Annotated in this window: 9 protein-coding genes; 5 read left to right on the top strand and 4 right to left on the bottom strand. The window is 35.5% G+C overall.

Annotation, left to right across the window (positions count from 1 at the left end; all coding sequences use genetic code 11):
* Positions 1-97: 97 nt before the first annotated feature.
* Positions 98-1,333 (bottom strand): M43 family zinc metalloprotease, encoded by a 1,236-nt coding sequence (locus IO90_RS16005; protein ID WP_051878834.1) that lies wholly within the window; start codon positions 1,331-1,333, stop codon positions 98-100.
* A 236-nt stretch (positions 1,334-1,569) separates the two neighbouring features.
* Here IO90_RS16005 and ppk1 point away from each other — a divergent pair, with 236 nt between their 5' ends.
* The 5 genes from ppk1 (at position 1,570) to IO90_RS15980 (ending at position 10,200) form a co-directional block, all read left to right on the top strand.
* Positions 1,570-3,639, top strand: a complete 2,070-nt coding sequence (gene ppk1, locus IO90_RS16000; RefSeq protein ID WP_034970274.1) for a polyphosphate kinase 1 — start codon at positions 1,570-1,572, stop codon at positions 3,637-3,639.
* A 39-nt stretch (positions 3,640-3,678) separates the two neighbouring features.
* Entirely contained in the window at positions 3,679-4,563 is an 885-nt protein-coding gene (locus IO90_RS15995) for an exopolyphosphatase (protein ID WP_034969566.1), read from the top strand.
* A 188-nt stretch (positions 4,564-4,751) separates the two neighbouring features.
* Positions 4,752-7,808 carry a choice-of-anchor I family protein gene (locus IO90_RS15990; RefSeq protein ID WP_034969563.1) on the top strand — a complete coding sequence of 1,019 codons (3,057 nt, stop codon included), beginning with the start codon at positions 4,752-4,754 and terminating at the stop codon, positions 7,806-7,808.
* Positions 7,809-7,985: 177 nt separating this feature from the next.
* A complete protein-coding gene (locus IO90_RS15985) occupies positions 7,986-9,059 on the top strand; it encodes an acyltransferase family protein (protein WP_051878832.1) in 1,074 nt (357 codons plus the stop codon).
* A 121-nt stretch (positions 9,060-9,180) separates the two neighbouring features.
* Positions 9,181-10,200 carry an LLM class flavin-dependent oxidoreductase gene (locus IO90_RS15980; RefSeq protein WP_034969560.1) on the top strand — a complete coding sequence of 340 codons (1,020 nt, stop codon included), beginning with the start codon at positions 9,181-9,183 and terminating at the stop codon, positions 10,198-10,200.
* An 83-nt stretch (positions 10,201-10,283) separates the two neighbouring features.
* Here IO90_RS15980 and IO90_RS15975 read toward each other — a convergent pair whose 3' ends face one another.
* From IO90_RS15975 to IO90_RS15965, 3 genes are all read right to left on the bottom strand, one after another.
* Positions 10,284-10,667, bottom strand: coding sequence for a hypothetical protein (locus tag IO90_RS15975; RefSeq protein ID WP_131450903.1), 384 nt, complete (start codon positions 10,665-10,667; stop codon positions 10,284-10,286).
* Between the two features lie 315 nt (positions 10,668-10,982).
* A complete protein-coding gene (locus IO90_RS15970) occupies positions 10,983-12,704 on the bottom strand; it encodes a ComEC/Rec2 family competence protein (protein WP_131450902.1) in 1,722 nt (573 codons plus the stop codon).
* Between the two features lie 164 nt (positions 12,705-12,868).
* Positions 12,869-13,249, bottom strand: a complete 381-nt coding sequence (locus IO90_RS15965; protein WP_034969549.1) for a GxxExxY protein — start codon at positions 13,247-13,249, stop codon at positions 12,869-12,871.
* Positions 13,250-13,264 lie beyond the last annotated feature (15 nt).

Below are 13,264 nucleotides of genomic sequence, written 5' to 3'. Positions count from 1 at the left end.
CTCAATATTTGTACCACGTCAAAAAAAGTGACAAATTGTCATTAACAAAAAAAAACTCCGCCTTTAAGCAGAGTTTAGATTTAATATTTTAATTAAATTATTTCTTAATAAACTTCAAAGATTTAACAAAACCACTTTCATTATAAGTTCTCACGTAGTAAGTTCCCAAAGGAAGTTGTTTTACATCAATTTTGTCAGTTTCGTTTTTCACGTTTGCTTTTTTGACCAGTTTTCCATCACTCGCAAAAATCTCAACTTCATTTATTCTAACCAACGGTGAAGCAATTGAAATATAATTAATCGCTGGATTTGGGAAAACATTGATTGAATTTCCTTTCTCAAAATCATCAATACTTAAAATTGACGAACAAGCATTTGAGTTCAACAAACTTGCTCTAGGGCCAACCATTGTATTCTGGGTAATGGTTTTTTGATCGTTTGTAAACATTGCCATTTGTGCATCATAAACATAATCCATATAATTCATAAACATAGCACCATTTGCACTACTAGAACAAGTAAATTGATTGTCTGGGAAAACAGGATTATCCTCACCAAAATATGGATTTTTAGTTGCTGGTGTATCTGCACAGCCATCACTTCCTGCAGAAGTTCCACAAGCGTTTTCATCATCTCCCCAGATATGGTTTAGTCCAAAATAATGTCCAATCTCATGAGTTGCTGTTCTTCCTTTATTAAATGGACTAACCGCAGTTCCTGTAGTTCCGAAATATCTGTAACCAATTGCCAATCCATCATCTGAAGCTCCAGCATTATCTGGAAGGTAAGCCCAACCAAGATATTGCGTCATATTTCCAACCCAGATATTCAAATATTTTGTAGTATCCCAAGATGGTGAACCTGAAGTTCTGTAATAATTACTGTTAAAATTAAAATTACTTGCAACAGATTTTCTTACAATACCATCGGTAGATGTTCCATCTGGCTTTTTGGTAGCCAAGCAGAAAGTCAATTCCATATCTGCCGCAACACCTTTGAAAGCTGCAGGAACCACGGTATTGAAATCTGCATTCAGTTTTCGAAAATCATCATTCAGTACTTTGATCTGGGAAAGAATCTGAGCATCAGAAATATTCATCGCAGTTGTAGAATACAAAACGTGCACAACAATAGGAATTGTCACAACGGTTTTCGCACCTTTCTTCGTCATGTAATCGTTATTTACCAAGAAATCTCTTAAAGCTTCTTTGTTAGCTTTAGCTTCTGGATTTATGGCATAAAAATCTGCCATTTTTTGATCTGTACCACAACTTCTTTGTCCGTAAGCACTAATAAAAAAAGCACTTGACAGTAATAGTAAAATTTTCTTCATTTTTTTATAATTAATTAAAAAGGAATGCAAATCTATATTATTTTTTAATATAATTTATAAATTGCATTAATTATTTTAAAATTAATTATCAAATCCTCAAAAAAAACCTTATACCTTACTTATTTAAAAATTAGTTTACAGTTCCGAAACATAGCAATGCGAAAGAACATTGTAGTTTTCGAATCCAAATTAATACGATGAATTTTATTACTTTTGAGATAATCAAAAACCCAATAATGCCACAAGAATTTAATCCACGCGACATCACTTGGCTCGGTTTCAACGCCAGAGTTCTGCAGGAAGCTATGGACAAAAGTGTTCCCATCCATCTGAGAATTCGTTTTTTAGGAATATTTTCCAACAATCTGGATGAGTTTTTCCGCGTACGAGTTGCCGGTTTGAAACGCGCAATGGACTTTAAGCAAAAAATATTTGCAGAGTCTTTTTACGATGCGCCTTCGAAGATCCTTCAGAAGATCAACAAGCTTGTCATCCATCAGCAGGAGGATTTTGAAAAAACATGGAAGGATGTTCAGCGCGAAATGGCAAAGGAAAAGGTTTTTATTAAGGACCATAAACACCTTACGGAGGCTCAAAAAGAATTTGTTGTCAAATATTTTGATGAGGAAGTGGAAAGCAATGTAATCCCGGTTTTGATTCACGAGAACAAACCGATGCCTTACCTTAGAGAAAAAAGCCTTTTCATCGGTATTGCAATGCGGAGAAAAGAGTGGCAATACGAAAGTCAATACGCCATCATCGAACTTCCCGTTACTGCAAACGGAAGATTTGTTTTGCTACCAACAGAAGATCCAACGCAAAAAGATGTGATGCTTTTGGAAGATGTCATCATTCACAATCTGCCACATATTTTTTCTTATTTTGGATATGATGATTTTACAGCGCATTGTTTCAAAGTGACAAAAGACGCCGAGTTTGATCTTGACAACGACATCAAAACCACCTTGGCAGACAAGATAGAAAAAGGCATCAAAAGCAGACGAAAAGGCAAACCGACCAGATTTGTCTTCGACAAGGAAATGGACAAAGCATTGCTTGAGTTTCTGATTAAAAAACTCAACCTTAGCAAGCGGGACAGCATCATTCCAGGTCAGAAAATTCATAATTTCAGGCATTTTATGGATTTTCCCGATGTTTTCAAAGCTTACCACAAACCGGTGGAAAGAACAGCTTTTATCCATCCAGAATTTGCCAACAAACAAAGAGTAACAGATGTCATCATCAAAAAAGATGTTTTGCTCACGTTTCCGTATCATTCTTATGATTCTGTCATCGATTTGTTGAGAGAAGCGGCAATGGATCCAGATGTGAAATCCATTCAAATTACAGCTTACAGATTGGCATCGAGTTCGAAAATTGCGAATGCTTTGATCAATGCTGTGCGAAATGGAAAAGAAGTGACTGTAATGCTGGAACTTAGAGCAAGATTTGATGAAGAATCCAATCTCTATTGGAAAGACAAGCTGGAATTGGAAGGCGTAAAAGTCCTTCTCGGAATTCCCAATAGAAAAGTGCACGCGAAGCTTTGCGTCATCAAAAAAAGAGTTCATAACAAGACGATTCAATATGGTTTTGTCAGCACAGGGAACTTCAACGAAAAAACTGCCAAAATCTATGGTGACCATCTCGTAATGACATCCAATAGAGCAATAATGGCAGACATCAACAAAATCTTCTCTGCCCTCAACAAACCAAAAGTAGATCCTACAATTACATTAAAAAGTTGCAAGACATTAATGGTTTGTCCACAGTTTATGAGAGAAAAAATCATCGCTCACATTGATAAGGAAATTGATGAAGCCAAAGCTGGACGAAAAGCTGAAATGATCATCAAAGTTAATTCTTTGAGTGACAAAAGTTTGATTCAAAAACTTTATGACGCTGCACAAGCAGGTGTGACGGTGAAAATGATTGTCCGAGGAATCTATTGCGCCATCAATCAAAAAGAATTCAAAAAGAAAATCTACGCGATCAGTATTGTGGACGAATATTTGGAACACGCCAGAGTGATGTACTTCTACAACAAAGGTGCAGAAAATATGTACATTTCTTCTGCCGATTGGATGACCAGAAACTTAGATTACAGAATAGAAGCCGCAACGCCAATCTTGCAGAAAAACCTGAAGAAAGAATTGAAAAACCTTCTCGATATTCAATTGGAAGATAATGTGAAAGCAAGAATCCTAGATAAAAACATGAGAAATGAATATGTTGAAAGTGATAATGCAAATCAAAAAAGATCACAGATCGAGACTTATAATTATCTGAAAAATCAGAAATACTAAAAATTTAGTTTAAATTTAATTTTTAATTCTATCCAAATAATGATAATCGCCGCTATAGACATCGGTAGTAATGCCGCAAGACTGCTCATCAATGAAGTAAAAGAAACTGATGGAAAACCAGAATTCACAAAGCTGAATCTTCTGAGAATCCCACTCAGATTAGGTTTTGACGTTTTCAGCAAAGGCGAGATCGGCGCAGAAAGAAAACAAATGGTCATCAAAACGATGACGATTTTCCGTGAATTGATGGAAATCTATAAAGTTGAACATTATCGTGCTTGTGCTACAAGTGCAATGCGAGATGCGAAAAACGGACAGGAAATCATCGACATTGTAAAAGAGCAATCTGACATTAACATCGAAATCATCACCGGCGACGAAGAAGCAACTCTAATTTACGAAAATCACGTTGCAGAAGGACTTGACAAAGATTTTGCTTATTTGTATGTAGATGTTGGCGGTGGTTCTACAGAATTGACTTTCTACGAAAATAATGAGATGCAATATGAGCATTCTTTCAATATTGGAACTATTCGTCTATTAAATGGATTAGTAACACAAACGATTTGGGACGAGATGAAAGATGAGATCAAAGACAAGATCAAAAGTAAAAAAACAGTTGTTGCCATTGGTTCTGGAGGAAACATCAATAAGATCTTCTCGATGAGCAAAACCAAAGATGGCAAACCAATGCCGGTGACTGTCATCAAAAAATATCTGAAAGAAATGGAAAAATTGTCCGTGGTAGAAAGAATGCACGAATACCAGATCCGCGAAGACCGTGCAGATGTAATCGTTCCAGCTCTTACGATTTTTAACAATGTGATGACTTGGGCAGACATCAAACACATCTATGTTCCGAAAATTTCTGTAGCGGATGGATTGGTTCATAGCATTTATTCAAAAGTCACTGAACAAAAATAAGGACTTGCAAGATGCGGAACTTTTGACACGAAGTCAATGATATTAATGATAACTGTTGATTAACTTTCACTTAAAAAACACCTTAAAACCACCATTATTACAAGCTTTATTAAACATTAATTAAGATTCATTTAAAGTACCGGACAGGAATTTATTTCATCTTTACGCCAATCTAAATAAAAGTAAAAATGAAAAACAAATACCTTTTCAGAGGTCTTTTGCCGATTGCTGTGTTATTTCACGGTCTTGCTTCGGGACAAACTTTGATCCACTACTGGAATTTCAACAACAATGCAAGCGTAGCCACAATTACGACTCCAACATCCACGCTTTTGAGCGGATCGATGACTGCAGTTTCTACAGGAACAAATGAGGACACTGACACTTTCATTAATTTCGCCGGAGGAACTGGGCAAAACTTCAATGTCAGTAACTTGAACGCTAGAAATGGTGATGCTTCCGGAACGCATTTGAGATACAATCTGCCAATCAACGGTAATATTCAGTTCAATTTGCCAACGACAGGCTACCAGGATGTTGTAGTGAAATTCACAACCAGAAGATCCGGACAAGGGGCGGGAACACAAACTTGGTCATATTCTACGGATGGCACCAATTTCACAAGTTATCAAACCGTAAATCCGCAAGATGCTAATCCACAACTGATCACATTAGATTTCTCAGCAGTAAACGGTGTTGCAAATAATCCCAACTTCAAATTGAAAGTTGAATTTGTGGCGACAGGCGGCGGTGTTGGCGGAAATAACCGTTTTGATAATTTTACCGTTGATGCAAATCCGACTGGAGGCACAGATACAACGGCACCGACAGTGACTTACACTCCTGCAAACAATGTCAATAATGCATCTACGACTGTAAACCCAACTATTACATTTAACGAAAATGTAAGACTCATTGACAATTCTGATATAACAGATGCAAATGCGCAGAATTTGGTCGAATTAAGACTAACTAATGCCACAGGAAATACAGTTCCTTTCACAACGACTTTCAGCGATAATAAGATTACAGTAATTCCAACTGGCGGTTTGGTTCCGAATCAAGCTTACTATTTGGCTTTAAAACCGAATGTAGTTGAAGATACAAGTGATAATGCAGTGACTTCATCCACCTCTTCCACTTTCACAACAGCTGGAACGAGTATTTCATTTGACAAGACTTTTATTAAGGTTAATGAAAACGCAGGAACATTAGCTTTCAAAATTAATGTAGCAAATCCTTCAAATGCAACTGTAAATTTAGTTGTGAAACCTGCACCTTTCAGTACAGCGGACAGCAACGATTTCACTTTATCAAATCAAACAATTAATATTACACCTTCTACCACGAGCGTTAATATAGACATTCCAATCATTGATGACACTTTGGAAGAGCAACAAGCTGAATACTTTGTTCTAGGTCTTGAAAATCCGGTTGGCGCAACTATTTCCGGCGACGCTTTTTCTACCATTTATATCGTTGACAATGACAAACAAGCTCCGGTTGCATCAAAACAAATTGAACTCAATTATCTGGGCTTCTTTGATCCTTCAGGAAATAACAACAGTTCTACAGAAATTGTGGTTCACGATCCTGCAACGCAAAGATTGTTCACGATCAGTTCTTTGACAGATGTTTTTGACATTATCGATTTCAGCAATCCTACCACTCCGAATGTCATCAAAACTGTGAATATGTTGCCTTATGGCGGAATCACAAGTGTAGCTGTGAAAAACGGAATCATCGCTGTGGCTTCTCCAAATGGAACCAATGCACAGGAAAATGGCTCCGTTGTTTTCTTCGATATCGATGGCAATTTCATTAAACAAGTTACTGTTGGTGTTTTACCAGATATGATCACATTCACACCAGACGGGACAAAAGTAATGACAGCCAACGAAGGTGAACCAAATGACAGTTACACAGTAGATCCGGAAGGTTCTATCAGCATTATCGACATCACGGGAGGCATCACCAATCTACTGCAATCGAACGTGACAACACTTTCTTTGGCAGGTTTCAACGGTCAAGAAGCGTCCTTATTAGCATCTGGAGTAAGAAAAGTAAAATCCACAAGCACTTTAGCACAAGACTTGGAACCAGAATATATTGCAATAAGTGAAGACAGCCAAAAAGCCTGGGTGTCTTGTCAGGAAAACAATGCTGTGATTGAGGTTAATCTAGCAACGAAATCTATCATTGGAATCTGGGGATTAGGCCAAAAAGATATGAGTTTTCCAGGAAATGGCTTCGACGCATCTGACAACAATGGTGAAATTCTAATCGCAAACTGGCCAGTGAAAGCCTATTACAATCCAGATGCAATGGCTTATTACAAAGCTGGAAACACCAATTATATTGTGACTGCGAACGAAGGAGACGAGAAAGATCTTGGTGGCTTCAGTGAGAGAACTACGGTTGGCGCGAACGGATATGCATTAGACCCAACTGTTTTCCCAAATGCTTCTGTACTGAAAGCATCTCATAATTTAGGAAGATTCCGAGTGACGAATGTTAATGGAAATACAGATGGAGATTCACAATTTGAAGAGATCCACGAATTGGGTGCAAGATCGTTCTCGATTTTCAATGCAGATTCTAAACAGATCGTTTTTGACAGTGGTGACCAGTTCGAAAGACACGTTGCAGAAAACCATCCTCTGATCTTCAATGCAGATAATGAAGCAAACGGTATCAAAGTGAGAAGCCGTGCAAAAGGTCCTGAACCAGAAGGTGTAACTCTTGGAAAAATCAATGGACAGATTTTCGCCTTCATTACTTTAGAAAGAACTGGCGGTGTGATGGTTTACAATGTGACAGATCCTAACAATGTGACATTCACAGATTACAAACATTCCAGAATGACAACTGCTTATGGTGGTGACAACGGTCCGGAAGGCATCACTTACATTGCCCCTGAAAACTCAACGACAGGAAAAGGCTATGTAATTGTTGCTAACGAAATCAGCGGAACTTTGTCTATGTACGAAGTCGTTGTTTCACCCGAACTTTCAACTGGCGATGTGAAATCCGAAAAAGTAAGTTTCAACATTTTCCCAAATCCTATTAACAAGGGAAATACATTATACTTCAATAAAGCTAAGAGTTACAAATTGTACGATATGTCAGGAAAATTACTCGACAAAGGTGTTAATGTCTTAACTATTAAGACATCAAAACTCTCTACTGGCGTTTATGTGGTGAAAACTTCAGATGGCGATGTGAAGAGAGTCATTGTAAAATAAATCTTTTTTCTTCTTTTAAATGTTTTTGATTTAGCCTCAGATTTTTCTGGGGCTTTTTGATTAACTGCAATGCATAGAATTTAGATTATTTAACTACAGACGCGCAATTTTATGACAAAAATGACATTAAAATAGTAATTTCGCAAAAGACAAATTTCTAAGCAAGGATAAAATAAAATGAGCATTGTAAAAATAGAAAGAATACATTTCCACACCTTCGATTCACTGAGATTTTTATCTTTTTTGCTGGTTTTCTTATCTCATTGCATAATTCCTGAGAGTAATTTTTTACATTCTTTTTCCAAAGCTGGCAAGATTGGTGTTTCTTTCTTTTTTGTTTTAAGTGGATTTCTTATTACCTACATATTATTGCTAGAAAAGCTAAATAATCAAAACAGAGTACGATTGAAGAATTTCTTTCTAAGAAGGACCCTGAGAATTTGGCCACTCTATTACGCGATGGTTTTATTTGCGATGTGTACACCATTTATCCTTTCTGCTTTAAAGCTTCCTTATTCAAATGAAGGTTATCAACCAAGGTGGATTTTTACGATGACTTTTCTAGAAAATTATGTAGCGATGTATAAAGATATGGTGCCTAATGTCTCGCCAATCAATGTAATGTGGTCACTCTGTGTAGAAGAACACTTTTATATAATTTGGGGATTGATTTTTTATTTTATCTCTATCAAGAACATCCCGAAACTCATTGTCATCTGTATTTTAATTTCATTTATTTCTAGAATAATTTATGAACAGCGTGGCATCCCATCATTAGATATTCTTAGTAATATTCAATATTTCGCTTTTGGAGCTGTGCCCGCATATATTTTTGTTTTTCATAAAGAAATAATTGAGAAAACTGAGAAAATATCAGTATTGTATAAATATACTTTTGCCGTTTTTACTTTGTTATTTATTTTTATGATTACTAATTTCGCGATCATCACAGATAAAAAAATAAGCTCTATCATTCTTGCGATATTGTTTTCGGTAATGATTTTGTCAACATTAGGAAAAAAAAATGCTTTCAAAATTTCAGACAATGGAATCATGGCTCAATTGGGAAAATACACTTACGGACTTTATCTAATTCATGCAATATGCGTCCAGCTTTTTAATAAAATCGGAGCAATGTACGAACTGCATTGGTTTGTGGTAATTTTATCATCATTCTCGTCCACCGTTTTATTATCATATCTTTCTTACCATCTTTTCGAAAAACAATTTCTTAAATTAAAGAAAGCGTAAAGACTAATTTTTTCATTCTATAAATCATTATCAATTTTAACCTCTATTCCATAGTTAACTTACATCAATGCCAGCCAAATCTTGAAGCTGTAAATTTGTACTATCAAAAAATGAGATTATTATGGAATTAGGAATAGGAATGTTCGGAGATGTTTCTTTCGATACCAAAACCGGAAAATATAGAGACGCAAGCGTAAAACTAAACGAAATCCTTGAGCAGGTAAAACTGATGGATGAGGTTGGACTTGATGTTTTCGCAATGGGCGAACATCACAGAGAAGATTATGCGGTATCGTCTCCAGAAATCTTGTTGGCGTCTGCGGCAAGTATCACGAAAAACATCAAATTGGCAAGCGGTGTAACGGTTTTGAGTTCATCGGAACCTGTGAAAGTTTATCAAAACTTTTCCACCATCGATTTGATTTCCAAAGGGCGCGCAGAGATTTTTGTTGGAAGAGGAAGTTTTATAGAATCTTTCCCGCTTTTCGGTTATGACCTCTCAGATTACAATCAACTTTTTGAAGAGAAATTGGACCTATTATTGAAAATCAATAACGAGGAAAATGTGAGTTGGAGTGGAATATTGAGAAGACCAATGGAGAATCAAACCGTTTATCCAAGAGCTTACAACGAAGGGAAATTGCCAATCTGGATTGCAGTTGGCGGAACGCCGGAATCTGTTTTGAGAGCAGCGAAACTAGGTTTACCTCTAATAGTTGCCATCATCGGCGGAATGCCAAGACAGTTCAAAAACTTGATAGATTTTTACAAACAAGAATATCTAAGAGCGGGATACGACGAAAGCAAAATGCAGATCGCCATCCATTCTCACTCTTTTGTGAGTGACGACCAAAAGGATATCGACCAATATTTTTTCAATTACAAATCTCAGATGGACAGAATCGGCAGAAGCCGTGGATGGGCGCCATACACCAAAGACCAATACGAAGGCGGACGAAGCAAAGATGGCGCACTCTTCATCGGAAGTCCAAATGAAGTAGCCGATAAGATAGCGGAAATGAAAGAATTATTTGGCTTGACGAGATTCATCGGACATATGGATGTGGGCGATCCGGCGCACGATGTGATGATGAAATCCATAGAATTATTTGGAGATAAAGTAGCGCCAGTAGTGAGATAAGAAATTAATGATATTTCAATTTAACCCTTTCAGAGTTTGAAATTCTGAAAGGGTTCTTGTTTCATTAGTCAAAATACATAAGCTTAATCATAAGCCCATTGTTTAACTATATTTTTAACATATCCCTCAGAGTCAAAATATACTATAGACACATACCAAGCAAAATCCCCACTTTTTTTGTTAAAGTGTAATTTACTGTCCATCGTGTACCAATATTGAGTTTCCTGCACTGTAGAATCTATAGTTTTTCGCAATGGTTTTCCAACGATGGCTTCAACATCTTTTATGGATTGACCCACTTTTATCAATTCAAACTTTTCCGGAGAATATTGTGGTGCAAACTGCGTATCAATGTAAGGTGAAAATACATTTATACCTTCACTTGTAAGAATAGCTCCCATCATAAATGTCATAAAAATTGATGAAAACAGCAAGACCGATGCTAGTATTTTATAGAAGATTTTCATCAATCAAAAAATTATTGGGTAAAGAGAAAAAACAAGATATCCAATAATCAAAACTAATGAACTTAACCCAAAAGAATATTTTAAGCTTTCTGAAAAGGCAGATTTAGAATTCTCTTTCGACAATGCAAAGACCATAAAGGAGATGCTTAATCCACAAATAAAAATTAATAATAAAATAAAAAGTAAAAGTTTGGACGAGTCACCTGGATGAAAACCTATCACCATCGCGATAGTAAACAATAAAACTGACGATATTAATAAAATTTTGTCTTTCATTAAATATAAGAATTGGTTAAAGTCTTTATAATATTAAAACTATTTTAACTCAAATTTATTACCTTCAAACACAAAAGCTTCAGAATCTTCAGGATAGTATTTGATTTCAAAATCAGAAATTCGCCTAGAAATCAAATATGGAGTTATCACAAAATCTTTAATTTTCTCTTCATTTTTATTTTCCTTAAGCCAGAAAACAATTTGACTTTTCTTTTTAATGCTGATGATTTTTTCTTTATAAAAATGATGAACAAGAACTTCCTCTTTCTCAAAATTATAATAATTAAAACCGATTCTCAATCCGAAAAACAACAGAAGACAAAAACTGAATCGAAGCAGATATTTCAAATTAAACAAATCTTTGATTAAAAATTTCAAGAAATAAATTCCCAAAAGTAAAGCACCGACTTCCAAAATATTTAACGGAATATTTTTATTCATCAACGATTCGAAGCTGGAAAACCAATGAATAGCTTTCAAGACATAAAGGATAAACGCATCGAAAATCTGAAATATCAAGAGATATTTCATTCCAAAAGCGATTGCAATTACCATTAACAAGGATGAGATAATGATAATTTCGGAAAGTGGAATGATGAGCAAATTCGCAAAAATGGACACTAACGAAAATTGATGGAAATAATAAATCGCCAATGGCAAAGTCGCAATCTGTGCAGAAAAAGTCATCGCCGTGATGCTGTAAATGAAATCTTCCAGCCAATATCTTGGTTTTCGAAAAAGCTTTTTAATCGGTCCAGACAACCACCAAATTCCCAAAACCGCGACATAACTCAATTGAAATCCTACATCGAAAAACTGATTGGAATCGACAATTAAAAGAATGAAGGCCGACAACGCCAGAGAATGCAACAAATCCGACTTCCGTTGCAACAAAACCATCACGTAATAACACGAAATCATCAGACAACTCCGCATCACAGAGCTTCCGTAATCTATAAAAATAGCAAAAGCCCAAATCAAAGCTAGACTGAGAATAATTGAAAGCTTCCGAAACTTGACAGGGATGATTTGATTCAAAACAAACAAAGTCATCCAGAAAATAATCACCATATGCGAGCCAGAAATCGCCAGCAAATGCACCAAACCAGTTTGATTGAAATCGTTGACCGTTTCTTTGTCCATCTCAGTTCTATCTGACAAAATAATGCCTTTCAGAAATTCCTGAATCTTTGGAGAAAGTGGCGTTTGATTAATTTTGTTGAGAATATCAAGACATTTTTGTCGAATTTTATCCGGAAAGAAAACTTCAGTTTTCGCAGTTTTCAGAATTTCATTTGGTAAATAAGCTTGCAGAAAGACATCTTGTCTTGCGAGATATTTTCTATAATCAAACTGAAAATCATTGTTAATTTTTTCTGGCTGATGAATGTAAATTTCGGAATTATAAAAATGGTCAAAATCCAATTGCTCCTGTTCTTTCGGAATGCTGAGAACTGTTTTGATTGGAGAGAAATCTTTAATTTCGTTTGAAGGAATTGCTAAGATTTCAACGAAATATCTTCTGTTCTTTTCATTGGAATTCAGTTTTTTGCTGAGTTGAAAAACAATATTTTCTTTTTCTTTTAAAGTTGGAATTGCTGGTTTGTGAGAATTTTGAAAATGGATGAAAATTCCAATCGAGAAAAAGAAAAAACCTAAAAAATAATATTTTGTCTTCTGGAAAAATGGAGCTTTGATGAGGATTGAAATTAAAGAAATTCCGGCGAAAATCAACAAACTAAAAACAGTTAATTTGCTCAAAATCAAATACTCTTGGAGAAGAATTCCAAGTATGAGACAGATTACTAAAATGAGCAAAGGTTGTTTGTTCACGTCTTTCTGTGGTATTTTATTCTCGCTGATTTTGCAGATAGGGCAGATTTTTCATCATATTAATCTGCCAAAATGCAGAATCAGCGAGAGAATTATTCTAACTTATTTACTATTCTTTTTATAGAATCTAAAATATTATCTGTATTAAAATTAACCAAAATCCCCAGTCTTTTATCTGACAATTTTAAATAAGTTGAGACTTGTTTGAAATGAACATTCTCCAATTCTTTCACAGATTTCAATTCCACAATCACGCTATCTTCAACTAAAATATCTATTCTAAATTCACAATCGAAAACAACATTATTATAAATCACAGAAACTGGCAACTCAGATTTGACCTCTAATCCTAAATCCTCAAGTTCATACACCAACACTTTATGATAAACCGACTCCAATAGACCTGGACCTAACCCATTATAAACATTGAAAATCGCTTTTCGAACCAAATATGAAATCTCATTCTCAGTCATTATGTTATGTTTTTA

Origin of the sequence: Chryseobacterium sp. FH1 (assembly GCF_000735135.1) — a bacterium.
In the GTDB taxonomy this organism is placed as follows: Bacteria; Bacteroidota; Bacteroidia; order Flavobacteriales; family Weeksellaceae; genus Epilithonimonas.
This window is presented reverse-complemented; position numbering and strand designations above follow the sequence as displayed.